Source organism: Lelliottia nimipressuralis (assembly GCF_004115925.1).
Lineage (GTDB): Bacteria > Pseudomonadota > Gammaproteobacteria > Enterobacterales > Enterobacteriaceae > Enterobacter > Enterobacter nimipressuralis.
In genome coordinates this window covers 44,188-70,894 of the sequence record NZ_SDDX01000014.1, presented here as the reverse complement: position 1 = coordinate 70,894, position 26,707 = coordinate 44,188, and the positions used below count along the sequence as shown (strand labels likewise).

General features: G+C 55.5%; 24 protein-coding genes. 18 read left to right on the top strand and 6 right to left on the bottom strand.

Annotated features, from left to right (window positions below):
• Positions 1–28: 28 nt before the first annotated feature.
• The 5 genes from ETG88_RS12260 (at position 29) to ppnP (ending at position 2,793) form a co-directional block, all read left to right on the top strand.
• On the top strand, positions 29–487 hold the full coding sequence (locus ETG88_RS12260; protein ID WP_100777451.1) for a YaiI/YqxD family protein: 459 nt from the start codon (positions 29–31) through the stop codon (positions 485–487).
• Positions 488–757: 270 nt separating this feature from the next.
• The gene (aroL, locus tag ETG88_RS12255) at positions 758–1,282 is read left to right on the top strand and encodes a shikimate kinase AroL (RefSeq protein WP_102104321.1); all 525 of its coding nucleotides are present in this window, start codon (positions 758–760) and stop codon (positions 1,280–1,282) included.
• Between the two features lie 44 nt (positions 1,283–1,326).
• Positions 1,327–1,518: a protein YaiA gene (yaiA, locus tag ETG88_RS12250; protein ID WP_100777449.1), complete on the top strand. Its 192-nt coding sequence runs from the start codon at positions 1,327–1,329 to the stop codon at positions 1,516–1,518.
• A 238-nt stretch (positions 1,519–1,756) separates the two neighbouring features.
• Positions 1,757–2,434, top strand: coding sequence for an AroM family protein (locus ETG88_RS12245; protein WP_100777448.1), 678 nt, complete (start codon positions 1,757–1,759; stop codon positions 2,432–2,434).
• Between the two features lie 71 nt (positions 2,435–2,505).
• The gene (gene ppnP, locus ETG88_RS12240; protein WP_100777447.1) at positions 2,506–2,793 is read left to right on the top strand and encodes a pyrimidine/purine nucleoside phosphorylase; all 288 of its coding nucleotides are present in this window, start codon (positions 2,506–2,508) and stop codon (positions 2,791–2,793) included.
• A 54-nt stretch (positions 2,794–2,847) separates the two neighbouring features.
• Here ppnP and rdgC read toward each other — a convergent pair whose 3' ends face one another.
• Positions 2,848–3,762, bottom strand: coding sequence for a recombination-associated protein RdgC (gene rdgC, locus ETG88_RS12235; protein WP_100777446.1), 915 nt, complete (start codon positions 3,760–3,762; stop codon positions 2,848–2,850).
• 123 nt (positions 3,763–3,885) lie between these two features.
• On the opposite strand from rdgC, the gene mak reads away from it, so the two are divergent.
• Entirely contained in the window at positions 3,886–4,791 is a 906-nt protein-coding gene (gene mak, locus ETG88_RS12230) for a fructokinase (RefSeq protein WP_123429398.1), read from the top strand.
• A 294-nt stretch (positions 4,792–5,085) separates the two neighbouring features.
• Here the strand turns inward: mak and ETG88_RS12225 are convergent, their stop codons facing one another.
• The 3 genes from ETG88_RS12225 to sbcD form a co-directional block, all read right to left on the bottom strand.
• Positions 5,086–5,445: an SHOCT domain-containing protein gene (locus ETG88_RS12225; protein WP_129035481.1), complete on the bottom strand. Its 360-nt coding sequence runs from the start codon at positions 5,443–5,445 to the stop codon at positions 5,086–5,088.
• A 258-nt stretch (positions 5,446–5,703) separates the two neighbouring features.
• Positions 5,704–8,841, bottom strand: coding sequence for an exonuclease subunit SbcC (gene sbcC, locus ETG88_RS12220; protein ID WP_129035480.1), 3,138 nt, complete (start codon positions 8,839–8,841; stop codon positions 5,704–5,706).
• Positions 8,838–10,043: an exonuclease subunit SbcD gene (gene sbcD / locus ETG88_RS12215; RefSeq protein ID WP_129035479.1), complete on the bottom strand. Its 1,206-nt coding sequence runs from the start codon at positions 10,041–10,043 to the stop codon at positions 8,838–8,840. The genes sbcC and sbcD overlap by 4 nt, the downstream gene beginning before the upstream one ends.
• A gap of 181 nt (positions 10,044–10,224) precedes the next feature.
• Between sbcD and phoB the strand changes: the two genes are divergently transcribed.
• The 8 genes from phoB (at position 10,225) to ETG88_RS12175 (ending at position 20,723) form a co-directional block, all read left to right on the top strand.
• Positions 10,225–10,914: a phosphate response regulator transcription factor PhoB gene (phoB, locus tag ETG88_RS12210; protein ID WP_095280962.1), complete on the top strand. Its 690-nt coding sequence runs from the start codon at positions 10,225–10,227 to the stop codon at positions 10,912–10,914.
• Positions 10,915–10,935: 21 nt separating this feature from the next.
• Positions 10,936–12,231 carry a phosphate regulon sensor histidine kinase PhoR gene (gene phoR / locus ETG88_RS12205; RefSeq protein WP_102104313.1) on the top strand — a complete coding sequence of 432 codons (1,296 nt, stop codon included), beginning with the start codon at positions 10,936–10,938 and terminating at the stop codon, positions 12,229–12,231.
• A gap of 409 nt (positions 12,232–12,640) precedes the next feature.
• Positions 12,641–13,960 (top strand): branched-chain amino acid transporter carrier protein BrnQ, encoded by a 1,320-nt coding sequence (brnQ, locus tag ETG88_RS12200; protein ID WP_100777441.1) that lies wholly within the window; start codon positions 12,641–12,643, stop codon positions 13,958–13,960.
• A 78-nt stretch (positions 13,961–14,038) separates the two neighbouring features.
• Entirely contained in the window at positions 14,039–15,412 is a 1,374-nt protein-coding gene (proY, locus tag ETG88_RS12195; RefSeq protein ID WP_100777440.1) for a proline-specific permease ProY, read from the top strand.
• A 161-nt stretch (positions 15,413–15,573) separates the two neighbouring features.
• Positions 15,574–17,391 (top strand): maltodextrin glucosidase, encoded by a 1,818-nt coding sequence (malZ, locus tag ETG88_RS12190; protein WP_129035478.1) that lies wholly within the window; start codon positions 15,574–15,576, stop codon positions 17,389–17,391.
• Positions 17,392–17,591: 200 nt separating this feature from the next.
• A complete protein-coding gene (locus tag ETG88_RS12185) occupies positions 17,592–18,233 on the top strand; it encodes a hydrolase (RefSeq protein WP_100777438.1) in 642 nt (213 codons plus the stop codon).
• A 54-nt stretch (positions 18,234–18,287) separates the two neighbouring features.
• Complete coding sequence (locus ETG88_RS12180; protein ID WP_100777437.1) at positions 18,288–18,833, top strand: antibiotic biosynthesis monooxygenase; 546 nt, start codon at positions 18,288–18,290, stop codon at positions 18,831–18,833.
• A gap of 21 nt (positions 18,834–18,854) precedes the next feature.
• Positions 18,855–20,723 (top strand): amidohydrolase, encoded by a 1,869-nt coding sequence (locus ETG88_RS12175; RefSeq protein ID WP_100777436.1) that lies wholly within the window; start codon positions 18,855–18,857, stop codon positions 20,721–20,723.
• Positions 20,724–20,824: 101 nt separating this feature from the next.
• On the opposite strand, the gene ETG88_RS12170 is transcribed toward ETG88_RS12175, so the two are convergent.
• A complete protein-coding gene (locus ETG88_RS12170) occupies positions 20,825–21,427 on the bottom strand; it encodes a peroxiredoxin (protein WP_100777435.1) in 603 nt (200 codons plus the stop codon).
• A gap of 127 nt (positions 21,428–21,554) precedes the next feature.
• Positions 21,555–22,136 carry an ACP phosphodiesterase gene (gene acpH / locus ETG88_RS12165; RefSeq protein WP_129035477.1) on the bottom strand — a complete coding sequence of 194 codons (582 nt, stop codon included), beginning with the start codon at positions 22,134–22,136 and terminating at the stop codon, positions 21,555–21,557.
• A gap of 91 nt (positions 22,137–22,227) precedes the next feature.
• Here acpH and queA point away from each other — a divergent pair, with 91 nt between their 5' ends.
• The 4 genes from queA to secD are packed head-to-tail and all read left to right on the top strand — an operon-like array spanning position 22,228 to position 26,707.
• The gene (queA, locus tag ETG88_RS12160) at positions 22,228–23,298 is read left to right on the top strand and encodes a tRNA preQ1(34) S-adenosylmethionine ribosyltransferase-isomerase QueA (RefSeq protein WP_129035476.1); all 1,071 of its coding nucleotides are present in this window, start codon (positions 22,228–22,230) and stop codon (positions 23,296–23,298) included.
• Positions 23,299–23,351: 53 nt separating this feature from the next.
• Positions 23,352–24,479: a tRNA guanosine(34) transglycosylase Tgt gene (gene tgt, locus ETG88_RS12155; protein ID WP_100777432.1), complete on the top strand. Its 1,128-nt coding sequence runs from the start codon at positions 23,352–23,354 to the stop codon at positions 24,477–24,479.
• Between the two features lie 21 nt (positions 24,480–24,500).
• Positions 24,501–24,833 carry a preprotein translocase subunit YajC gene (gene yajC / locus ETG88_RS12150; RefSeq protein ID WP_064325012.1) on the top strand — a complete coding sequence of 111 codons (333 nt, stop codon included), beginning with the start codon at positions 24,501–24,503 and terminating at the stop codon, positions 24,831–24,833.
• A 26-nt stretch (positions 24,834–24,859) separates the two neighbouring features.
• Positions 24,860–26,707, top strand: coding sequence for a protein translocase subunit SecD (secD, locus tag ETG88_RS12145; RefSeq protein WP_100777431.1), 1,848 nt, complete (start codon positions 24,860–24,862; stop codon positions 26,705–26,707).

Here is a 26,707-nt window from a genome sequence, read left to right as displayed (position 1 = left end):
GCCACCAATGTCATCCAGGGGAGAAAGTATGGCGATTTGGGTGGATGCGGATGCGTGTCCGAATGTCATTAAAGAGATTTTATTCCGCGCGGCTGAGCGCGTGCAGATGCCGCTAACGCTGGTGGCAAACCAGAATCTGCGTATTCCGCCGTCGAAATTTATCCGTTCAATGCGCGTTCCGGCCGGGTTTGACGTGGCAGATAACGAAATTGTGCGCCTGTGCAGCCCTGAGGATTTGGTGATTACTGCCGATATTCCTTTGGCGGCAGAGGTGCTGGAGAAAGGCGCAGCGGCGCTGAATCCGCGCGGTGAACGCTACTCACCGGCGACGATCCGCCAAAAGCTGACCATGCGTGATTTTATGGATACCCTGCGGGCCAGCGGTGTGCAGACCGGTGGGCCGGATTCGCTCTCGCAGCGTGACCGTCAGCAGTTCGCGGCCGAGCTGGATAAATGGCTGCTGGAAGTGAAGCGCCGTACTGCGTAATGATAAGCATTGCTGTTTTGTGATATAGTGTGGCAACCGCAGGGTTGTCATCGCCTGGTGCTTTACAGTAAAGTTGACGTACCCGCTCATGCAATAATTTCTTTACAGAGAACAAGCGTTAAAAGCACGCCAGACGCTCTCTGTCATACAAACATAATCTTGTTGTAATCCTATTTTTACAGTTACCTTGCGTACTAGTTTAATGGTATTATTGCTCGTTTTTCGACATTACACACCGCAACCATGCGGTATCAAGGGGAACACCTGGCTATGACCCAACCCATCTTTTTAGTTGGCCCCCGTGGCTGCGGTAAAACGACCGTCGGCCTTGAACTGGCGCGTGTCAGTCAGAGCCAGTTTGTCGATACCGATCACTGGCTGCAAACTCAGGCCCGCCAGACCATTGCCGAGATTGTCGAAAAAGAAGGCTGGGAAAGTTTCCGCGCGCGTGAAAGCGACACGCTGGAAGCGGTAACCGCACCGTCGACCATCATTGCTACCGGCGGCGGCATTATCCTCGCAGAGCGTAATCGCCAGTTTATGCGCGAGAAAGGGATTGTGATTTACCTGTGCGCGCCCGTGTCTACCCTGGTGGAGCGCCTTGAAGCATTCCCGGAAGAGGGGCAACGCCCTACGCTGACCGGGAAACCAATCAGCGAAGAGGTGAGCGAGATTCTCGCCGAGCGCGACGCCCTGTATCGCGAAGCGGCGCACCACGTGATCGACGCCGCACAGTCGCCGGAACAGGTCGTAAATCAGATTGTTACCGCCCTGCGTTTGGCTTGCGCCAGCTAGCAGGCGTCTATACTCATAGTTTAGCCGTTAAAAAAGGATGAACTATGCCAACCAGACCGCCATACCCACGTGAAGCGCGCATTGTCACTATTGAAAAAGGCACCGGTGCCCAAACCGTGACCTGGTATCAACTGCGTGCGGACCACCCAAAGCCGGACTCCCTGATCAGCGAACATGAAACTGAGCAGGAAGCACTGGATGCCAAGCGCCGCTACGAAGATCCTGAAAAGTCCTGATACAAATCTGAAATCGATAACAACCGTGCCTGAATCACACTTTTAACTCAGCGTGAATGTTAAGTGGGGGTTAATATTTAGTTATTACAGTGAGATTCAGACCGGGCGTTGGATCTTTACATTTCGGTGTAGGGATATGCTGCTACGCTTTTGACCTGTTTAAGCTGAAACAAGAACCGCGCAGCGTATTGAGCTTGTGCCTGTATTATCGCAATGGTAGTGAAGAAAGGCGAAAACGATGAAGGCAACATTGGCGATCCTCACCATCGGGGTGGTCCCTGTCAGCGAAGTGTTACCGCTCTTAACTGAGCATGTCTCCGAACAGCAAATCACCCATCTTAGCCTGCTCGGTAAGATGAGTCGGGAAGAGGTCATGGAAGACTACGCACCTGCAGATAATGAGGTGACCCTGCCGACATTGTTAAGCGACGGTAAACTCGCGCATGTTTCACATCACAAAATCGAGCGTGCTTTACAGGGCGTGATCGAAGTGCTCGATAATCAAGGATATGACGTCATCCTGTTAATGAGCACCGCCCCGATTTCGGGTCTTATGGCGCGAAACGCTATCCTCCTTGAACCGATGCGGATTATCCCTCCGCTGGTGGCCTCGATTGTCGACGGGCATCAGGTCGGGGTAATCGTGCCGATTGCAGAACTGCTGGAGAACCAGATAGCGAAGTGGAAAGTTCTGCAAAAACCGCCGCTGTTTGCCCTGGCAAACCCGATCTGGGATAGCGAAGCCAAACTGATATCAGCAGGACGTGAACTGCTGGAGCAGGGCGCTGACGTTTTGATGCTCGATTGTCTCGGTTTTCACCAGCGACATCGTGATTTGTTGCAAAAAGCCCTCGATGTACCGGTGCTGCTCTCGAACGTTCTGGTAACCCGTCTGGCGTCTGAATTACTGGCCTGATGATTTTGCGTGACAGGCACGGAGGATGGCCCCTATAGTGGATTTTTATCCAAAGACATAAGGGCCAGTTCATGCTTTCGAGTAACGAATACTTTTCCGGTAAAGTGAAATCCATTGGTTTTACCAGCAGCAGTACTGGCCGTGCCAGTGTGGGCGTTATGGCTGAAGGGGAATATACCTTTGGTACCGCAGAGCCTGAAGAGATGACGGTGATCAGCGGCGCGCTGAATGTGCTGTTGCCTGGCGAAACCGAATGGAAGGCGTACACCGCCGGAGAAGTCTTCAACGTCCCTGGCCACAGCGAGTTCAACCTGCAGGTTGCAGAGCCAACCTCTTATCTGTGCCGTTATCTGAAATAAAAAAAGGCCGGGTAGCGTTGACGCTGACCCGGCCTGCTTTTCTGATTTGAGAATTTAGCGCTGCGCTTCGCCGCCTAAACCTTCCACCAGATTCTGAATCAATGCCGCCAGCTCACCCGTCATCAGGATAAAGTCCGCATCAAAACGCTGGGCGAAATCTTCACGATCGATATCTTCGTTTTGATCGCGCAACTCATCGCAGAACTTCAGACGCTTAATCGAGCCATCGTCGCACATCACGAACTGAATGCGCTGCTGCCAGTCGAGTGCCAGCTTGGTCACCAGTTTGCCGGCTTCGATATGAACTGCGATTTCGTCGCAGACCAGATCCTGCTTCTTCGCGCGGATCACGCCGCCATCTTCGAGGATCGCTTTTAGCTCGGCTTCGTCCAGCAGCTGGAAACCTTGTGCCGCGCTGCCGCTGCGAACCCATTCGGTGAGGGTCAGTTCAATCGGATTTTCCATCGCCAGCGGAACCACCGGCAGCGAGCCCAGGCTTTTACGCAGCAGAGCCAGCGTATCTTCTGCTTTCTTGGCGCTGGCGCAGTCCACCATGATCAGACCGTTCACGGTGTCGATCCACATCATGGTCTGGCTGAATCGGCTAAAGGCGCGAGGCAGCAGAGAGTGCAGCACTTCATCCTTCAGGGAATCTTTTTCCGTTTTTTTCAGCTTGCGGCCCTGTTCGGCCTCCAGCTTGAAGATCTTCGCTTCCAGCGCCTGCTTCACCACCGGTGACGGCAGGATTTTCTGTTCCTGGCGCGCGCAAAGAATGATTTGACCATTGGTTGTCGAGTGGGTCAGCGCATCGCTTTGAGAACCCATCGGAGAAACCCAACCGGTTTTTGCCATATCCTGGCTACCGCATGGGGTAAAGGTGTAAGCGGCTAACTGTTTTTCCATCTCTTCCGCACGCAGCGAAACGTCGCGGCTGAGACGGTAAACCATCAAATTTTTGAACCACAGCATGATAATTTCCACGGCCTTGTCGTTAAATCAGCGGGCATGATAACGAATTGTGGCAGTGCTTGCATTGCTAATCGGGTAGCCTGCTTCTACTCTGTTGATAATCAAAATAATGAGGAGAGTCCTGTGCGTATTGGTATTGATTTGGGCGGCACCAAAACAGAAGTCATTGCGCTGAGCGATCGCGGCGAGCAGCTCTTTAGACATCGTCTTCCGACGCCACGTGACGACTACCAGCAGACTATCGAAACCATCGCACAGCTGGTGGACATGGCGGAAAAAGCCACAGGGCAGACCGGCTCGGTTGGGATGGGGATTCCAGGCTCGATTTCGCCTTACACCGGCGTGGTAAAAAACGCGAACTCCACATGGCTCAACGGTCAGCCGTTTGATAAAGATCTGAGCGCGCGCCTGAACCGCGAAGTGCGACTGGCAAATGACGCCAACTGCCTTGCTGTCTCCGAAGCGATTGACGGCGCGGCGGCGGGCGCACAGACCGTATTTGCGGTCATTATCGGCACTGGCTGTGGTGCAGGCGTGGCCTTCAACGGTCGCGCCCATATCGGCGGCAACGGGACGGCGGGCGAGTGGGGACACAATCCGCTGCCGTGGATGGACGAAGACGAACTGAAATACCGCGCCGAAGTGCCATGCTATTGCGGCAAACAGGGCTGTATCGAAACCTTCATCTCCGGGACCGGATTTGCCACCGACTACCGTCGCCTGAGCGGACAACCGCTCAAGGGCAACGAAATTATGCGTCTGGTAGAAGAGCAGGATGCGGTGGCCGAACTGGCGCTGAGCCGCTATGAAATGCGCCTGGCGAAATCTCTGGCGCACGTGGTGAACATTCTCGACCCGGATGTGATCGTGCTGGGCGGCGGGATGAGCAACGTCGACCGTATCTACACCACGGTTCCGCAGCTGGTGAAGCAGTGGGTGTTCGGCGGTGAATGCGAAACGCCGATCCGCAAAGCGGTGCACGGTGATTCCAGCGGCGTGCGTGGCGCGGCGTGGTTGTGGCCTAACTGATCGTCCGTTGTATTCAGCTGTGAAAAAGCCTGATGTAAAACGTCAGGCTTTTTATTTTATCAGGAATGATAAGCGTTGCTGATAAATAGGTTTACATGGACTGTGTGTTTACATCGATATTGCATTTAAAGAAGATGAAATAATCTTTGCAGTGAACGGTCGCGGTGCTGGTCACTAGCATGCTTTTCTGCGATGGATTAACCGGAATAGAAACGGATTTTGACGTGCCGATATTGACACAACCTTGTAATAAGAAAGCGGCAATCGCCAACGAAATACAACCTGTTTTTTTCATTATAAGCCTCTCAAAATCTCAGTACGTTTTGCCTGGTATTCTTTGGTACTAATAAGTTTCTGAGACTTTAACTTATCCAGTTCTTCCAGTCGGGTTGCCACGGTCTCGTTGGCGGCAGGTGCTGGCGCTGCAACGAATGCCGTTGCGGGCGCATTTTCCATCACCCCAACCGGCGTCATGTCTAAATTCACTTTGCAGGTGATAATAAACAGAATATCTTTGCAGCGTGCGGTGGCATTAGTATCTACAACAATATGATCGGCGCCGGGTTGTGGTGTGACCTGAATAGTTTTAGTGGTGGATACCGTTGCACAACCAGCCAGAGCAATCGGTAATAAAACAGGAAGCAAATAGCGCATAAAGCCCTCAGTAAAATGTTGCTCCCGACCAGTGAATAATATCCACTGACCTGAGTAAGCCAGATAATAAGAAACAAGAAATCAACCACAACGGAACGGTGGGTAATATGCGAGTTAGAAATATCTTATGGGAGCGAAAAACGTCGCCATAGGGTAAGTAATATTGAAAATGGCTTTTTGATCGCCGTCACACTTTTTGCGATTTGTAATCCCCCTGGCATAAAAGAATGGGGGCCGGAAAGCCCCCCTTGATCGCGCTTACTCCACCGCAAAGGCTCTGTCTAACTTGCTGTACCCCAGCCCGTTAATTTTCTTCACTTTGATTTGTACCGGTATGCGCTCTTTCATCGCCTCGACATGGCTGATGACGCCGATGGTTTTGCCCGTGGCGTTCAGGGCATCGAGCGCATCCAGCGCTGTGTCCAGCGTTTCGCTGTCCAGCGTCCCAAAGCCCTCATCAAGGAACAGGGAATCTATTCGCGTTTTATGGCTCACCAGATCGGACAGCGCCAGCGCCAGCGCAAGGCTTACCAGGAAACTCTCCCCGCCGGAGAGGGTGCGCGTATCGCGCACGGCGTCGGCCTGCCAGGTATCGACCACTTCCAGCTCCAGCGCATCGCTGGCCTTGCGTTGCAGCAGATAGCGCCCGTGCAGGCGGTTGAGCTGCTGGTTGGCCAGCCACACCAGATTATCGAGGGTCAGCCCCTGGGCAAATTTACGGAATCGGTCGCCGGTGCTGGAACCGATCAGCGCGTTCAGATATCCCCAGTCATCGGCAAGACGCGCGGCCTCTTCAATCTGCTGCATCAAGCCCTGCTGATGAAGATGGTTATCGCTATCCTGCTTCAGCTGCTGGCGGATCTCGCCCTGACGCGTCGTATTTTCGCGCAGCTGCTGTGCCAGTTGCTGTAATTGCGCCTGCAATGCCTGTACGTCCAAATCCTCCGGCAGCGCTTCCGGTTGCTTTTCCATATGCTCCAGACGCTGCTGATCCGCCTGTAAGGCCAGCGCAGAGGATTGCTGGAGCTGTTGTTCCAGCGTATGTTTCAGCTGTTCCAGCTTGCGTACGGTATCGCTATCAAGCAGTGCGGCAAGGAACGCGGCTTCACTGGCAAAACTGCTCTCCTGGAGCGCAGTAGCAAACTGGGTTTGCAGCTGTGCCAGACGCTCGCGATCGCTCTGTTCCTGCTGTTGCAGGGTGGCGAGCTGGCTTTGCAGGGAGATGCAGTCGTTGTGAATATTGCGCCAGTTGTCGGGGACCGGCTCGTCCGCCGTTTCATCTTCGGATGCGGGCAGCGTATCGAGAAGCGGCATCAGGGCGTTCATTTGTTCCTGAAGGGCCGTCAGCTGCTTCTGCTTTTCCTGCCACTCATTCGATTCGGTTTCACGCAGTGCCAGCCACGCGCTCTCTTCGCCCTCTTGCGGCGCGGTAAGGGCGAGCGGCGTTAATGCACTGAGCAAGGTCTGGCGCTGGGTATCAATCTGCTGCTGAATCTGGTGAATCTGCTGTTCCAGTTCGTTGAGCTGATTCTGCAAGGCCAGGCGTTGGCTGAGCTGATACAGCTGGCGCTCGTACTGCTCCTGCTCCTCCAGCCAGGGGGCAATATCTTCCTGAATGTTCAGGCTCGCCTTCAGTGACGCGCACACCGACTGCCACTCCTGTGTGAGCGCTTGCTCCTCCTGAGTGAGCGTCAGGGTCTCTGCGGCTTCGCGCTCACGCTGGTCTACCAGCGCTTTTAGCTGTCCGCGCAGCAACAGTCCCTCTTCTTCAAGCCGTTTCACTTCGGCGTGCAGTTCATCGCGGCGACGTTGGTTAGCGCTAACCTCCAGCGCCTGATACTGCGCCACGGCGGGATGTTCGGTTGCACCGCACAGCGGGCAGGGTTTACCCGCCTCGAGGCTGGCGCGGTGCGCCTCCAGACCCTTGATCAGCGCTTCCTGTTCGCACAGGGTTTTCAGATCCAGATAGTGCTGGTTTTTCTCTTTGTACTGCTGGCGCCGCGCAGCCAGGGTTTGATCAAGCGTGGCTTGCGCGGCCTGGTCTTTTTCCTGCGTTGCGCGCATCTGTATCAGCCGTTTTTGCAGCGGCTGATAGCGGGCATGCAGTGTGGCGAGACGCTGGCGTGCCGGGCGATACTGCACCTGATGCTCTAACGCCTGTGCGGTCTCTTCTGCGGATAGCGTCAGTGAAGTGAGCGGCAGCGCGGCCAGTTTTTGTTGCAGTTCAGTCAGACGCTTACCCAGCGCCGCAGCCTGAGATTTATCCCGCTGCTGCTGGGTAAATAACGCGCGCCAGCCGCCAATGTGCTGGCTCAACAGACCGAAGTGGTTGTGTTCGTCTATCCAGCTGGCGAGCGATTTGTGCTGTGACTGGAGCCGCTCTGCCTCACGCATTGCGCCGTTACGGATCCGCGCCCGCTGCCCCTTGCGTGAAAGTAAGCGAGTATTTACTTCGGAAATCAGCTGCTGCGTGCGGGTGAGCGTTGACGCCTGCTCCTGCTGACGGTCCCAGAGCGGGCGCAGCGCCAGCGCAGGCTGTGCCTGCTGCAGTTTAAGCAGTTCCGGTTGGGCGTCGGCTTGTGCCTGTAACGCCTGTTGATGTGCCGATTGCGCGCGCAGCTGTTCACGCGCCAGCTCTTCGCTGCGCACTAGCCACTGATGTTGTGCCTGGCGGTTTTGCTGTTCACTGAGCAGCGTTTTTTCTTCGTCAGTCAGTGCTTGCAAACCCTGATGGAGCTGCTGTTGCTGTTCTTCGCTCAGCAGCACCACGCCTGCCGCCTGCGCTTCGCGCATCTCCAGCTCGGTTCTTGCCGTTTTGTGTTTTTCAAACACCATGGCGGAGATTTGGCCGTAGATCTCGGTGCCGGTCAGCTCTTCCAGCAGCTCGGCGCGCTCTTTGGGTTTGGCATTTAAAAACGCCGCGAACTGCCCCTGCGACAGCAGCATCGAACGGGTGAAACGGCCATAATCCAGCCCGGTCAGGGAGGCGGTCAGATCGAGTTTATCTTTCACCTTATCGGCGAGAATTTTGCCGTCTTCGCACCGGGCAAGCTCCACGCGCGGTGCCTGTAAGTTCCCGTCCGGCTGGTTACGGGCGCGGTTCTGGCTCCAGAATGCGCGATAGGCCACGCCTTTCACTTCGAACTCCACTTCGGCGAGGCACTCCGCCGTGTCGCGGGTCATGAGATCGTTTTGCGATTGCGACACCGTGTTCAGACGCGGCGTCTCGTGGTACAGCGCCAGGCAGATGGCATCGAGCAGGGTCGTTTTACCCGCACCGGTCGCGCCCGTTATAGCAAACAGGCCGTTGCTGGCAAACGGCTCGGCGGTGAAGTCGATTTTCCACTCGCCCTTCAGGGAGTTGAGGTTTTTCAGACGCAGGCTGAGAATTTTCATGCGTTGTTTTCCTCGTCATGCAGCGCGTGCAGGGTCTGGGTAAAGAGTTCGTTGAGGCGCGTGCGCTGTGCGTCGTCCAGCGCTTCCTGCGCCAGGCGGCGCTCAAATACCTCTTCCACGTTTAATTCGCTGAGGGTTTCGCGCTGCGCGCTTAAGAGAATTTTCTCGCGCTGTTCGCGGCTGCGGCGTACCAGCAACACCTCAACCGGCAGATCGTCGGTCAGGGTCTGAATTTTGCGCTGCATGTCGTGCAGATATTCATCGGTGCTGATTTCAATATCCAGCCAGACGGGAGGCGACTGTTCCACGCCGCGCCACTGTTCAAGTTGCGCAGAAATGGCGGCCAGATCGCCTTTGAGCATCGCCAGCGGTTGTGTCACCGGTACGGTTAACGTCTCGACCGCGCTCAGTTTACCCTCGGCAAAACTCACCAGATGCACGCTTTTGCCTTTGCCGGTTTCATCAAAGCTGAGGGAAATCGGTGAGCCGCAGTAGCGAATATGCTCGCAGCCGCCAATGATCTGCGCGCGGTGAATGTGGCCGAGCGCGATGTAATCCGCTGGCGGGAAATTCTGCGCCGGGAACGCATCCAGCGTACCAATATAAATTTCGCGCACCGCGTCACTTTTGCTGGCACCGACGGTGGTCAGATGCCCTGTAGCAATGACCGGCAGCGGCGCATCACCGCGCAGCGCACAGGCCTCGGCGTACTGCTGGTGATAATAGTCCGTGATGGCCTGCAGCAGATGCTGCTGTTTTTCGCCGCCGGAAAGCCCCGCCTGGCTCTGAACGATGTCACGCGGACGTAAAAAAGGAATAGGGCAAAGCACGGCGCCCGGCGTTCCGTCGCGTTTTTTGAGGATTTGCGGGGCATGTCCGGCGTTTGCCACTACAGTGGTATTCAGAAACGCAAGAATATCGCGGGATTCGTTGAGCGTGGCGACGGAATCGTGGTTGCCCGCGACGATCACCAGATGGCAGCCTGTTTGCTGCAGATTGACCACGAAGCGGTTATACAGCTCACGCGCATAGCTCGGCGGCGAGCCGGTATCAAAAATGTCCCCGGCAACGATGATCGCGTCCACCTCCTGCGACTGCGCCGTCTCCAGCAGCCAGTTCAGGAACGCTTCATGTTCGGCGGCGCGACTTTTGCTGTAAAAATTTTGCCCCAGATGCCAGTCCGAGGTGTGGAGTATGCGCATAACAGTTCCATGGCAAAAAAGGGTGAAGGGGATTATAAGCTTTCAGGGGCTGGAAAATAACCGCTGTAATAAAACAACAGTTTGCCATTCATGGTGGTAATGTTTTTCATAAATCTGTCATAAATCTGACGCATAATGGCGCCGCATTACAAACTGATACTTTAATAAGACAGGGCAAAGTATGGCGAGACGTATTCTGGTCGTAGAAGATGAAGCTCCGATTCGCGAAATGGTGTGCTTCGTGCTCGAACAAAATGGCTTCCAGCCGGTTGAGGCGGAAGATTATGACAGCGCGGTGAATCAACTCAACGAACCCTGGCCCGATTTGATTCTGCTTGACTGGATGTTGCCCGGCGGTTCTGGCCTGCAATTTATCAAGCACATTAAACGCGAAGCGATGACCCGCGATATCCCGGTGGTAATGTTGACGGCGCGCGGTGAAGAGGAAGATCGCGTGCGCGGTCTTGAGACCGGCGCGGATGATTACATCACCAAGCCGTTCTCGCCGAAAGAGCTGGTGGCGCGTATCAAAGCCGTCATGCGCCGTATTTCGCCGATGGCGGTGGAAGAGGTGATCGAAATGCAGGGGTTAAGCCTCGACCCGACCTCGCATCGCGTGATGACCGGCGAAAACCCGCTGGATATGGGCCCGACAGAATTCAAACTTTTGCACTTCTTTATGACTCACCCGGAACGCGTCTACAGCCGTGAACAGTTGCTGAATAACGTCTGGGGGACTAACGTCTATGTCGAAGACAGGACGGTCGATGTCCACATTCGCCGCTTGCGTAAAGCGCTGGAACACAGCGGCCACGATCGTATGGTGCAGACGGTCCGCGGTACGGGTTATCGTTTTTCGACCCGTTTCTGAACAATGACAGGAGTGTGACGCGTGCTGGAACGTCTGTCATGGAAAAGGCTGGTTTTTGAACTGATTTTATGTTGTATTCCCGCCGCCATTCTGGGGGCGATTTTTGGTTATCTGCCGTGGTTTTTACTGGCGGCAGTGACCGGCCTGCTGGTCTGGCATTTCTGGAATTTACTGCGTCTCTCCTGGTGGCTGTGGGTCGATCGCAGCATGACGCCACCGCCCGGCAGCGGCAGCTGGGAGCCGTTGCTTTACGGCTTGCATCAGATGCAGATGCGAAATAAAAAGCGCCGTCGTGAGCTTGGAAGCCTGATCAAACGCTTTCGCAGCGGCGCCGAATCGCTGCCGGATGCGGTGATTCTGACCACCGAAGAAGGGACGATGTTCTGGTGTAATGGCCTGGCACAACAGCTGCTGGGGCTGCGCTGGCCGGACGATAACGGCCAGAATATCCTTAACCTCCTGCGTTATCCTGAATTCACCCTGTATCTAAAAAAACGCGATTTTACCCGCCCGCATAATCTGGTGCTGAACAATGGCCGTCACCTTGAGTTTCGCGTGATGCCGTACAGCGATCAGCAGTGGCTGATGGTGGCGCGCGATGTGACCCAGATGCACCAGCTCGAAGGGGCGCGGCGTAACTTTTTTGCCAACGTCAGCCACGAGCTGCGCACGCCGCTGACGGTGCTGCAGGGGTATCTGGAGATGATGCAGGAGCAGACGCTGGAGGGGGCGCCGCGAGAGAAAGCGCTGCACACCATGCGCGAGCAAACGCATCGCATGGAAGGACTGGTGAAGCAGCTGCTTACCCTGTCAAAAATTGAAGCGGCACCGACGCTGGCGATGAATGAAACCATCGACGTGCCGATGATGCTGCGGGTGGTTGAGCGGGAAGCCCAGACCCTGAGCCACAAAAGGCATCAGTTCACTTTCGAGCTGGACAGCAGTCTGAAGGTGCTCGGCAGCGAGGACGAACTGCGCAGCGCGATTTCAAACCTGGTTTACAACGCTGTGAACCATACGCCAGAGGGCACGCAGATTATTGTGCGCTGGCAGCGCGTCCCGACGGGGGCAGAGTTTAGCGTCGAGGACAACGGGCCGGGGATTGGACCGGAGCATATTCCGCGTCTGACCGAGCGTTTCTATCGCGTGGATAAAGCCCGATCGCGGCAGACAGGCGGCAGCGGGCTGGGGCTGGCGATTGTTAAGCACGCCGTGAATCACCACGACAGCCGCCTTGATATTCAGAGTACGCCGGGCAAAGGCACGCGCTTCAGTTTCGTTATCCCGGAACGTTTAATTGCCAAAAAAAGTGCCTGACGACGTGTGTGTCAGCCCTCCTTTCCACAGGCCAGCGTATGCTGGCCTGTTTGCTTTGCAGTCAAGCGAAACGTGAATGAATTTTATACGGCTGTTGCTTTTTTGTTCGCATGATTAGCCATGAGTTTTTCTTAACCTTAGAGGATTGTTCTGGTCTGAATTTTCATGCTGGCATATTGTTCTGGTTTTCAGATCCCTCCTTGCCTTTAAACGTTATAAGCGTTTAAATTGCGCCCCATATACTGTCATACCGACTGTATTTACGTGGTAAATCGAAAAACTATTCTTCGCCACGGCATGACGGGAGCATATCCCGCTGAAATTGAGTAAATTTTCCGCTGTATCGTCCCCTTTGGGATGGCGAAAATCTCAACGTTTTCAACACCACATCCACAGGCAGTAAGGTTCTATGACCCATCATTTAAAATCGCGTGACATCATCGCGCTGGGCTTTATGACTTTTGCGCTGTTCGTCGGCGCAGGTAACATCATTTTTCCTCCTATGGTTGGCCTGCAGGCGGGTGAACACGTCTGGACAGCGGCGATTGGCTTCCTGATTACTGCGGTCGGTCTTCCGGTTCTGACCGTGATCGCGCTGGCGAAAGTCGGCGGCGGCGTGGACAGCCTCAGCACCCCGATCGGTAAAGTGGCGGGCGTTCTGCTGGCAACCGTGTGCTATCTGGCGGTGGGTCCACTGTTTGCGACCCCGCGTACCGCAACGGTCTCCTTCGAAGTGGGGATTGCTCCCCTGACCGGTGACGGCGCGCTGCCGCTGCTGATTTACAGCCTGGTCTACTTTGCGCTGGTGATTCTGGTCTCCCTCTATCCGGGCAAACTGCTGGATACCGTGGGTAACTTCCTCGCGCCAATGAAAATTCTTGCGCTGATCGTGCTGGCCGTTGCGGCCATCATGTGGCCAGCAGGCCCGATCAGCGAGTCACTGGACGCCTACAAAACCGCGGCCTTCTCGAACGGCTTTGTGAACGGCTATCTGACCATGGACACCATGGGCGCGATGGTCTTTGGTATCGTCATCGTTAACGCCGCGCGCTCTCGCGGTGTGACCGAAGCGCGTCTGCTGACCCGCTACACCATCTGGGCTGGCCTGATGGCGGGCGTCGGTCTGACGCTGCTGTATCTGGCGCTGTTCCGTCTGGGTTCTGATAGCGCGACGCTGGTCGATCAAAACGCGAACGGCGCGGCGATCCTCCATGCCTACGTTCAGCACACCTTCGGCGGAGCGGGGAGCTTCCTGCTGGCGGTACTGATTTTCCTGGCCTGTCTGGTGACGGCTGTTGGCCTGACCTGCGCCTGTGCCGAGTTCTTCGCCCAGTATATTCCGCTGTCCTATCGCACGCTGGTGTTCATCCTTGGTGGCTTCTCAATGGCGGTTTCTAACCTTGGTCTGAGCCACCTGATTCAGGTCTCCATTCCTGTGCTGACCGCGATTTATCCGCCGTGTATCGTGCTGGTGGTGCTGAGCTTTACCCGTCCCTGGTGGAACAATTCCTCGCGAATTATTGCCCCAACGATGTTTATCAGCCTGCTTTTTGGTATCCTTGACGGGATTAAAGCATCCGCATTCGGTGGGATCCTGCCAGCCTGGACACAGCGTCTGCCGCTGTCAGAGCAAGGCCTGGCCTGGTTAATGCCGACCGTTGTCGCACTGGTTCTGGCTATTATCTGGGACCGTGCAGCAGGGCGTCAGGTGACTTCCAGCGCGCATTAATCAACGACAAATTGTTTAACCACGGGGCTTATGGCCCCGTGGTTTTTTGTTTTTTTCGAGTTGAATGGCAAGATTTAAATGGAAAGCACGAACAAACTCAAACGTGGGCTAAGTACCCGCCACATTCGTTTCATGGCGCTTGGCTCGGCAATCGGGACAGGCCTTTTTTATGGCTCGGCAGATGCCATCAAAATGGCCGGACCCAGCGTGCTGCTGGCGTACATTATCGGCGGCGTCGCGGCCTATATCATCATGCGCGCGCTGGGTGAAATGTCGGTACACAATCCGTCAGCCAGCTCTTTCTCGCGCTATGCCCAGGAAAACCTCGGCCCGCTGGCGGGCTACATTACCGGCTGGACCTACTGTTTCGAAATCCTGATCGTGGCGATAGCCGACGTGACGGCGTTCGGCATCTATATGGGCGTCTGGTTCCCGCTGGTGCCGCACTGGATCTGGGTGCTAAGTGTGGTGCTGATCATCTGCGCCATCAACCTGATGAGCGTGAAGGTCTTCGGTGAGCTGGAGTTCTGGTTCTCCTTCTTCAAAGTGGCGACGATTATCATCATGATTGTGGCGGGCTTTGGCATCATCATCTGGGGTATTGGCAACGGCGGGCAACCGACCGGCATCCACAACCTGTGGAGTAACGGCGGGTTCTTCAGCAACGGCTGGCTGGGGATGGTGATGTCGCTGCAGATGGTGATGTTTGCCTATGGCGGTATCGAAATCATCGGTATCACCGCGGGTGAGGCCAAAGATCCCGAGAAATCTATTCCGCGCGCTATCAACTCCGTACCGATGCGTATTCTGGTGTTCTACGTGGGCACGCTGTTTGTGATTATGTCCATCTATCCATGGAATCAGGTCGGGACCAACGGCAGCCCGTTTGTGCTGACCTTCCAGCATCTGGGCATCGCGTTTGCCGCCAGTATCCTGAACTTTGTCGTGCTCACGGCGTCGTTCTCCGCCATTAACAGCGACGTTTTCGGCGTAGGGCGTATGCTGCACGGCATGGTAGAGCAGGGCAACGCGCCGAAAGTGTTTGCGAAAACCTCTCGTCGCGGCACGCCGTGGGTCACGGTGATGGTGATGACTGTCGCGCTGCTGCTCTCGGTCTATCTGAACTACATCATGCCGGAAAACGTCTTCCTGGTGATTGCGTCTCTGGCGACTTTTGCGACGGTCTGGGTGTGGATCATGATTCTGATTTCGCAGATTGCATTCCGCCGCCGTCTGCCGCCGGAAGAGGTGAAAGCGCTGAAATTTAAAGTGCCGGGCGGCGTCGCGACCACGGTCGTTGGCCTGATTTTCCTGGTCTTTATCATCGGGCTGATTGGCTATCACCCGGACACCCGTATCTCCCTGTACGTGGGCTTTGCGTGGATTGTTCTGCTGCTGGTGGGATGGGCGTTTAAACGCCGCCGCGAGCGCCAGCTGGCCGAAGCGCAGTAACGTAAAAAATGCCGGGTGGCGCTCTGCTTACCCGGCAAGCACGCTTTTCGCGGTAAAACGCCTCCTCCCTCCACCTCCTCCCCCAATAAACCTTTTCATGATGAGTTATCCTCCACTACGCTGTGGCAAGGTGGCCTCAATTTCATCAAAGGGGATACGTGATGTTGAACGCCTGGCACCTTCCGGTTGCCCCATTTGTTAAGCAAAACAAAGACAACTTAGTGATTACGCTGTGGCTGACGGGAGAAAATCAGCCGGAGCGCGTCATGCTGCGCGCCGAAGTGGATAACGAAGAGACGGCGCTGACTATGCATAAACAGCGCACGCAGCCGCAGCCGGGCGTCACCGCCTGGCGAGCCACCATTGATCTGTCCCAGGGCCAGCCGCGCCGTCGCTACAGCTTTAAGCTGCTGTGGAACAACCGCCAGCTGTGGTTCACCCCGCAGGGCTTTAGCCGTTTCCCACCCGCACGGCTGGAGCAGTTTGCCGTCGATTACCCGGACAACGGCCCGCAGTGGGTGTACGACCAGGTCTTCTACCAGATCTTCCCTGACCGCTTTGCCCGCAGCCAGCAGCGCACGGCCGATCAGGATCAGGTCTATTTCCACCATGCGGCGGGCCACGACATTATCCGTAAAACCTGGGATGAACCGCTGACGGCGCAGGCCGGCGGATCGACGTTTTACGGCGGCGATCTGGACGGGATCAGTGAAAAACTGCCGTACCTGAAAAAACTGGGGGTAACGGCGCTATACCTCAATCCGGTGTTTAAAGCCCCGAGCGTGCATAAATACGATACGGAAGATTATCGCCACGTCGACGAGCAGTTTGGCGGCGACGAGGCGCTGCTGCGCCTGCGGGAGAACACGCACCGTGAAGGGATGCGCCTGATTCTCGACGGCGTGTTTAACCACAGCGGGGATTCCCACGCCTGGTTTGACCGCCACAATCGCGCCACGGGCGGCGCCTGTCACAATCCGGAATCTGCCCAGCGCGACTGGTACAGTTTTAACGAAGAGGGGCGAGCGCTCGACTGGCTGGGCTATCCGAGCCTGCCGAAACTCGATTTTCAGTCCCCGACGCTGGTTGACGAAATCTACGGCGGCGAAGACAGCATCGTGCGCCACTGGCTGAAAGCGCCGTGGAACATGGACGGCTGGCGTCTGGACGTGGTGCATATGCTTGGTGAAGCGGGCGGCGCGAGGAACAATCTTCAGCACGTAACCGGCATTACCCAGGCGGCCAAGGCCGCGCAGCCTGAAGCTTTTGTGTTTGGCGAGCATTTTGGCGATGCGCGCCAGTGGCTACAGGCCGATGCGGAAGACGCGGCGATGAACTACCGCGGATTTACCTTCCCGGTATGGGGATTCCTCGCCAATACCGATATCTCTTACGATCCGCAGCACATCGATGCCCAGACCTGCATGGCGTGGATGAATAACTATCGCGCAAGCTTGTCCCATCAGCAGCAGCTGCGGATGTTCAATCAGCTCGACAGCCACGATACCGCGCGCTTTAAATCGCTGTTAGGTAAAGATGTGGCGCGCCTGCCGCTGGCGGTCACCTGGCTCTTTACCTGGCCGGGAGTGCCGTGCATCTACTACGGCGATGAAGTGGGGCTGGATGGCAACAACGATCCGTTCTGCCGCAAAACCTTCCCGTGGGAGAGTGAGAAACAGGACAAAAACCTGCTGGCACTCTATCAGCGGCTGGCGAAACTGCGTAAACACAGTCAGGCGCTGCGCTACGGCGGCTGTCAGGTGGTCTATGCCCACGACAACGTGGTGGTGTTTGCCCGCGTCTATAACCAGCAGCGCGTGCTGGTGGCGATTAACCGCGGGGAGGCCTGTGAAGTGGTGCTGGACGACTCTCCGTTGCTCAATCTCCAGACCTGGCAACTTAAAGAGGGCAAAGGAGATATCCAGGAGGGCGTGCTGTCTCTGCCTGCCATTTCTGCCACGGTCTGGTTCGGTAATTAGCCCCTTTCTGCAACGGGCATACGTTGCCCGTTGCAGAATATTCCCCAAAGTCGTTCGGTTAAATTAAACAGAGCGGACAAATATCTTTAATATCACGTCAATCAATTCTCGCTATACTCAATTTGCTTTATCAGTCAGGGCCCGACCACATATCGCACACATTTAGTTTTCTTTTAACGTATTGATTAAAAGGTACATTTATGTCTATCCGCGAACTGATTGACCCATCAAATTCCACGCTTATTTTTATTGATCACCAGCCGCAAATGTCGTTTGGTGTGGCGAATATTGACCGCCAACTCCTTAAGAATAATACGGTTGCACTGGCGAAAGCGGGCAAAATATTTGATGTGCCGGTTATCTACACCTCGGTCGAAACTAAAAGTTTTAGCGGTTATATCTGGCCGGAATTACTGGCTGTTCACCCGGATGTGAAACCAATTGAACGCACCTCGATGAACTCCTGGGAAGATGATGCGTTTGTTGCGGCAGTCAAAGCAACGGGCCGCAAAAAACTCATCATCTCGGCCCTCTGGACCGAAGTGTGCCTTACCTTCCCGGCGCTGATGGCGCTGGATGAGGGTTTCGAAGTCTATGTGGTAACTGATACCTCGGGCGGCACTTCCGTCGATGCTCATGAGCGTGCTATCGACCGTATGGTGCAGGCCGGTGCCGTTCCTGTGACCTGGCAGCAGGTACTGCTGGAGTACCAGCGCGACTGGTCTCGCAAAGAGACTTACGACGCGGTAATGGATCTGGTGCGTGAGCACAGCGGAGCGTACGGGATGGGCGTCGATTATGCCTATACCCTGGTTCACGGCGCGCCTGAGCGTAAAGCGTAAATCCCTCCGGCGGGTTGATTGAACCCGCCATTTTCATCAGACCTGGATACTCTCATGGCGCAAAATTCACATGTGACGCTGGTGATCACCCATACCCTGCTGGCCGGACAGGCGGCGCGATACGAACAGTGGCTGGGCAAAATCATGCCCGTGGCCGCAGAATTTCCCGGACACCTCGGCGCGAACGTGATTCGCCCGACGGAAGGGCAAGATCTGTGGACGGTCATTATCCGCTTCGACACCCTCGAACACCTCTATGCCTGGACGCAGTCCGATACCCGTTCAGTGCTGGTCAAAGAGATTGAACCGCTGCTGGCCGAAGGGGACAAAACGGAAGTGCGCACCGAGGCCGCGTTCTGGTTTACGCCGCCGGAGACGCATGTGCGCAAGCCGAAACAGTGGAAACAGTTTCTGATGACGCTGATGGTGATTTTCCCCAGCACGCTCGTCGTACCGCAACTGACCGGCGCGCTGCTTCCAGGCCTGAAAGGGTCTTTATTCCTGCATTTGCTTAACGATGCTTGTGTGGTCGCGCTGGTGGTCTGGTTGTGGATGCCCATCGTGACCCGCCTGTTCGCCGGATGGCTGAAAAAAGCCTGATTCGGCTCAAAGGAGTACGTTATGTCTCAAACTGCCACACTGATCTTAACCAAAGGTCAGATCCACACCCTTGATCGTGAAAATCCGCTCGCTGAGGCGGTGGCCATTGCCAACGGCAAGATCCTCGCCACCGGCAACCACGACCGGGTGATGAGTTACGCCACCGAAGGGACGCAAATAGTTGATCTGAAAGGGAGCACGGTGATCCCCGGTCTCAACGATTCGCACCTGCACCTGATTCGCGGCGGGCTGAACTACAACCTTGAGCTGCGCTGGGAAGGCGTGCCGTCGCTGGCCGATGCCCTGCGGATGCTGAAAGAGCAGGCCGATCGCACCCCGACGCCACAGTGGGTGCGCGTAGTGGGCGGCTGGAGCGAATTTCAGTTTGCCGAACGGCGAATGCCGACGATCCAGGAGCTGAACGACGCGGCGCCGGACACACCGGTGTTTGTGCTGCATCTCTACGATCGTGCGCTGCTGAATCGCGCGGCGCTGAAAGCTGTCGGCTACACCAAAGAGACGCCAAACCCGCCGGGTGGTGAAATCGTCCGTGATAATAACGGCAACCCCACCGGGATGCTGATCGCCAAACCGAACGCGATGATCCTCTATTCCACGCTAGCGAAAGGGCCAAAACTGCCGCTGGAACAGCAGGTGAACTCGACGCGCCAGTTTATGCGTGAGCTTAACCGCTTAGGGTTAACCAGCGCGATTGATGCGGGTGGCGGCTTCCAGAATTACCCGGAAGATTACGAAATCATCGAAGAGCTGCACGCCAAAGAGCAGATGACGATTCGCATCGCCTATAACCTCTTTACCCAGCGGCCAAAGCAGGAGCTGGAAGATTTCGAACGCTGGACCGATATGCTCAAACCGGGACAAGGCACCGATTTCTATCGCGCCAACGGAGCGGGGGAAATGCTGGTCTTCTCGGCGGCGGACTTCGAAGATTTCCTGCAGCCGCGCCCGGATCTGCCTGAGGGGATGGAAGACGAGCTGGAGCGCGTGGTGCGTCATCTGGTAGAGCAGCGCTGGCCTTTCCGTCTTCACGCCACCTATGACGAATCTATCAGCCGGATGCTGGACGTGTTCGAAAAGGTGAACCGCGACATACCGTTTAACGGCCTGCACTGGTTCTTCGATCACGCGGAAACCATCACTGAGCGTAACATTGAGCGCGTAAAAGCGCTGGGCGGCGGGATTGCGGTGCAGCATCGCATGGCGTTCCAGGGCGAGTATTTTGTCGATCGTTACGGCAAAGAGGCGGTGAAACACACGCCGCCGGTCGCGAAAATGCTGGAGCTGGACGTGCCCGTGGGCTTAGGCACCGACGCCACCCGTGTGGCGAGCTATAACCCGTGGACGGCGCTGTACTGGCTGGTCTCCGGTCGCACCGTGGGCGGGCTGTCGATGTATGACGATAGCAACCGTCTGCCGCGTGATATCGCGCTGGAATTGTGGACGGCAGGCAGCGCGTGGTTCTCCAGCGAGCAGGGCAAGAAAGGCCGCATCGTGGCAGGGCAGCTTGCGGATCTGGTGGTGCTGTCGAAAGACTACTTCAGCGTGCCGGAAGAGGAGATCAAAGGCATCGAATCGGTGCTGACGGTAGTGGACGGCAAAGTGGTGTATGCCGCCGGACAGTTTAGTCCGCTGTCGCCGCCGCCGATCCCGGTTCTGCCGGAGTGGTCGCCAGTGGTGAAAGTGCCGGGGCATTACCGCTCAGCGCCGCCAGTGGCCTCAAATGTTGGAGCCGTTGTGCAGATGCATCAGTGCATCGGCAGTTGCGGAGTGCATGGGCACCAGCACGGTATTGCACGCCAGTCGGGTATTCCGGTATCGGATGACCAGGCATTCTGGGGCGTACTGGGCTGCTCGTGTTTCGCGTTTTAACCTGATGATGAGGCCGGGTAGGGCGAAGCTCACTCCCGGCGCAGGGTTCAGAGAAAACAAAAAGGCTCGCCTAAGCGAGCCTTTTTTATCATCCGTGCCGATTACAGGCTGGAGACGTTTTCAGTCAGGTATTTAGCCACGCCGTCTGGAGACGCGTTCATGCCTTCTTTACCTTTTTCCCACTGAGCCGGGCACACTTCGCCGTGCTCTTCGTGGAACTGCAGCGCGTCAACCATACGCAGCATTTCGTCGATGTTACGACCCAGTGGCAGATCGTTCACTACCTGGTGACGCACGATGCCGTTCGCGTCGATCAGGAAGGAGCCGCGCAGTGCAACGCCAGCGTCCGGATGTTCGATACCGTAAGCCTGCTGGATTTCGCGTTTGATGTCCGCAACCATTGCGTATTTCACTGCACCGATGCCGCCTTTGTCGACAGGGGTGTTACGCCATGCGTTGTGTACAAATTCGGAGTCGAAGGAAACACCCACAACTTCAACGCCACGTTTCTGGAACTCTTCGTAACGTTTGTCGAATGCGATCAGTTCAGACGGGCAAACGAAAGTGAAGTCCATTGGCCAGAAGAACAGAACGGTAGGTTTACCGTTGGTGTGCTGTTTGAAATTGAAGTTTTCAACGATTTCACCGTTGCCGAGAACGGCTGCAGCTGTAAAATCCGGAGCCGGACGAGTGACCAGAACCATGTGATTCTCCTGTAGTAACTAAGGTTATTTGGAACGCAACGCGGGCCAGTATAGAGAGTGTTCAGCATTAAGACAAAGAGGCGCTGACAATCGTTCAGCCAGTTTTTACCTATCAATCACACTTCTATTAAAGTTGTTTGTTTTTCGCCTGCGCCATCATGCGCGGATAGAACTGCCAGAAACGGGCCTCCAGCGCGTCGTAATGGGTGTCCAGATCCTGCCAGGAGTCGCGTAGGGCATCCAGCCGCGGACGGCGGCTTGCCATGCCGTTAAGCACGCGCTGAATAAATTCCATCTCGCTGTAACGCTCAAGCCAGCGTTCGGACCACAGATAGTCGTTCAGATTGACAAAGCGCGGCGGCGAGTCCGGCAGAATGAGCGCCACCTGCGAATGGGCATAGCGAACAAATTCCGGCAGCGGCAGCTCGGGTGAGAGTTGTGACCAGTGGCGCGAGAGAAAGTGATCCCACATCACATCCAGCGTAATCGGCGCCACGCGGCGGGTTTCGGGGCGAAACCACGCCTTCGCTTCTGTCACTTCCGGCAGGTTATCGGTCAACACATCGATGCGACGATGCATGAAAATACCCTCCACCACCTCCTCGGAATAGTCGTCTGCCGGGTTGCCGCGAACAAAATCGGCCAGCAAATTGCCCGAAAGTGAGCTGTCGGCGAGGTGGGCGAGGTGCAGGTGTGCGAGAAAATTCATGCGTTTTGGTATCCGGATACGGCTAGTTGTTGCAGCAAAGAGGTGTGAGCACTAGACTAAGCCGCCTGTTTTTAAGTCACGAGTATAAGTCATGCGCGTCGCCGATTTCTCCTTTGAATTACCTGAATCCCTGATTGCCCACTATCCGCAGCCGGAGCGCAGTGGTTGCCGCTTGCTGTCGCTGGACGGGCCAACGGGCGCGCTGACGCACGGTACTTTCACCGATCTGCTCGATAAGCTCAACCCTGGCGATCTGTTGGTCTTTAACAATACCCGCGTGATCCCGGCGCGTCTGTTTGGCCGTAAAGCCAGCGGTGGCAAGATTGAAGTGCTGGTCGAACGTATGCTCGATGACAAACGTATTCTGGCACATATTCGCGCCTCCAAAGCGCCGAAGCCGGGCGCTGAGCTGCTGCTGGGTGATGACGAAAGCATCAACGCCACCATGACGGCCCGTCACGGCGCGCTGTTTGAAGTCGAGTTTAACGACGAACGCCCGGTGCTGGATATTCTGAACGCCATCGGCCACATGCCGCTGCCGCCGTACATCGACCGCCCGGACGAAGACGCCGACCGCGAGCTGTACCAGACGGTCTACAGCGAAAAACCCGGCGCCGTTGCTGCACCGACTGCCGGTTTGCACTTTGATGAACCGCTGCTGGAAAAACTGCGCGAGAAAGGCATCGAGATGGCGTTTGTCACGCTGCACGTCGGCGCGGGGACGTTCCAGCCGGTGCGCGTGGATTCTATTGAAGACCACATCATGCACTCCGAATACGCGGAAGTGCCGCAAGGGGTGGTTGACGCTGTGCTCGCCGCCAAAGCGCGCAACAACCGCGTGATTGCGGTCGGCACGACCTCCGTTCGTTCGCTGGAAAGCGCGGCGCAGGCGGCTAAAACCGACCTGATTGAGCCATTCTTTGGCGACACGCAAATCTTTATTTACCCAGGTTATCAATACAAAGTGATCGATGCGCTGGTGACGAACTTCCATCTGCCTGAATCGACTTTGATTATGCTGGTGTCGGCGTTTGCCGGTTATCAGCATACAATGAACGCCTATAAGGCTGCGGTAGAACAAAATTATCGCTTTTTTAGCTACGGGGACGCGATGTTTATCACGTACAATCCGCAGGCTTTGAATGAGCGTGTCGGGGACTGATTCCGCGACACCGTATGAAAACGTCGGACTGTTTTTCTGACGCTGGAGAAAAAATGAAATTTGAACTCGATACCACCGACGGACGCGCGCGCCGTGGCCGCCTGGTGTTTGATCGCGGCGTGGTTGAAACGCCAGCCTTTATGCCTGTGGGCACCTACGGCACCGTAAAAGGGATGACGCCGGAAGAAGTTGAAGCGACCGGCGCACAGATTATCCTCGGTAACACCTTCCACCTGTGGCTGCGCCCAGGCCAGGAAGTGATGAAACTGCACGGCGATCTGCATGATTTCATGCAGTGGAAAGGTCCAATCCTGACCGACTCCGGCGGTTTCCAGGTGTTCAGCCTGGGTGATATCCGTAAAATCACCGAACAAGGCGTACACTTCCGTAACCCGATTAACGGCGATCCGATCTTCCTCGATCCTGAAAAATCCATGGAAATTCAGTACGATCTCGGCTCTGACATCGTGATGATCTTCGACGAATGCACGCCATATCCTGCAGACTGGGATTACGCGAAGCGTTCCATGGAGATGTCTCTGCGTTGGGCGAAGCGTAGCCGTGACCGTTTTGACGGGCTGGAAAACAAAAATGCGCTGTTCGGGATTATTCAGGGCAGCGTTTACGAAGATTTACGCGATATCTCTGTTAAAGGTCTGGTAGAGATAGGTTTTGATGGCTACGCTGTCGGCGGTTTGGCTGTGGGTGAGCCGAAGGAAGACATGCACCGTATTCTGGAGCATGTTTGCCCGCAAATCCCTGCGGATAAACCGCGATACCTGATGGGCGTGGGTAAACCAGAAGATCTGGTTGAAGGTGTGCGCCGCGGCATCGATATGTTCGACTGCGTCATGCCAACCCGCAACGCGCGTAACGGACACCTGTTTGTTACCGACGGTGTGGTGAAAATCCGTAACGCGAAGCATAAAAATGACACCAGCACGCTGGATGCTGAGTGTGATTGTTATACCTGTCGTCATTATTCTCGCGCATATTTGTATCATCTTGATCGTTGCAATGAGATTTTAGGCGCGCGTCTCAATACCATTCATAACCTTCGTTATTATCAGCGTTTAATGGCTGGTTTACGTAAGGCTATCGAAGAGGGTAAATTAGAGAGCTTCGTGACTGATTTTTACCAACGCCAGGGTCGTGATGTTCCACCTTTGAACGTTGACTAATTTAATAATGAGGGAATTTGAATGAGTTTTTTTATTTCTGATGCGGTAGCAGCAACAGGCGCTCCGTCGCAGGGCAGCCCGATGTCTCTGATTCTGATGCTGGTGGTGTTTGGTCTGATCTTCTACTTCATGATCCTGCGCCCACAGCAGAAACGTACCAAAGAACACAAAAACCTGATGAACTCCATCGCGAAAGGCGATGAAGTGCTGACCAATGGCGGTCTGGTGGGTCGTGTGACGAAAGTGGCTGAAACTGGCTACATCTCTATCGCATTGAACGACACCACTGAAGTGGTTATCAAACGTGACTTCGTTGCTGCCGTACTGCCGAAAGGCACGATGAAGGCGCTGTAATCCAACTTTTCCCAAAGGGAACTGCCGTGTTAAACCGTTATCCTTTGTGGAAGTACATCATGCTGGTCGTCGTGATTATCGTCGGCCTGCTGTACGCACTTCCCAACCTGTATGGTGAGGATCCGGCCGTTCAAATCACTGGCGCGCGCGGTGTCGCCGCCAGTGAGCAAACGCTGATCCAGGTCCAGAAAACGTTACAAGAAGAAAAAATTACCGCTAAGTCTGTGGCACTGGAAGAGGGCGCAATTCTTGCTCGCTTCGACACCACCGACACGCAGCTCCGCGCACGTGAAGCGCTGATGGGCGTGCTGGGTGACAAATATGTCGTGGCGTTAAACCTTGCTCCTGCAACCCCGCGTTGGTTAGCCTCCATCAATGCAGAGCCGATGAAACTCGGTCTTGATCTGCGTGGCGGCGTTCACTTCCTGATGGAAGTGGATATGGATACCGCGCTCGGCAAGCTGCAGGAACAGAACATTGATAGCCTGCGCAGCGATCTGCGTGAAAAAAGCATTCCTTACACCACCGTGCGTAAGGAAGATAACTACGGTCTGAGCATCACCTTCCGTGACGCAACGGCTCGCGATCAGGCGGTCGATTATCTGGCTGCACGTCATCGCGATCTGGTGATTTCACGCCAGGGTAGCAATCAGCTGCGTGCCGTCATGACCGATACGCGTCTGAGCGAAGCGCGCGAATACGCGGTTCAGCAAAACATCAATATCCTGCGTAACCGTGTGAACCAGCTGGGTGTTGCTGAGCCACTGGTACAGCGTCAGGGTGCTGACCGTATCGTGGTTGAGCTGCCAGGTATCCAGGATACCGCGCGCGCCAAAGAGATTTTGGGTGCGACAGCCACACTGGAATTCCGTCTGGTGAACACCAACGTGGATCAGTCCGCTGCGGCATCGGGTCGTGTTCCGGGTGACTCAGAAGTGAAACAGACACGTGAAGGTCAGCCTGTTGTGCTGTACAAACGCGTGATTCTGACCGGTGACCACATCACCGATTCCACTTCGAACCAGGATGAATACAACCAGCCGCAGGTTAACATCTCGCTTGATAGCGCGGGTGGTAACATCATGTCCAACTTCACGAAGGATAACATCGGTAAACCGATGGCGACTCTGTTCGTGGAGTACAAAGACAGCGGTAAGAAAGATGCCAACGGTCGTGCGGTTCTGGTGAAAGAGGAAGAGGTGATTAACATCGCCAACATCCAGTCTCGCCTGGGCAACAGCTTCCGTATTACGGGCATCAATAACCCGAACGAAGCGCGTCAGCTCTCTTTGCTGCTGCGTGCCGGTGCGTTGATTGCGCCGATTCAGATTGTTGAAGAGCGTACTATCGGTCCAACGCTGGGTATGCAAAACATCACTCAGGGTCTGGAAGCCTGTCTGGCCGGTCTGGCGGTTTCAATCATCTTCATGCTCTTCTTCTATAAGAAGTTTGGCCTGATTGCGACCACCGCGCTGATTGCAAACCTGGTGCTGATCATCGGTATCATGTCCCTGCTGCCAGGGGCGACGCTGACCATGCCGGGTATTGCGGGTATCGTTCTAACCCTTGCGGTGGCGGTTGACGCCAACGTATTGATAAACGAGCGTATTAAAGAAGAACTGAGCAACGGTCGCTCCGTACAACAAGCGATCGATGAAGGCTATAAAGGCGCATTCAGCTCCATCTTCGATGCGAACGTGACAACACTGATTAAGGTTCTGATCCTGTATGCAGTGGGTACTGGCGCGATCAAAGGCTTTGCTATCACCACCGGTATCGGTGTGGCAACGTCAATGTTTACCGCTATTGTCGGCACCCGTGCCATCGTGAACCTGCTGTATGGCGGCAAGCGCGTCAAAAAGCTGTCTATCTGA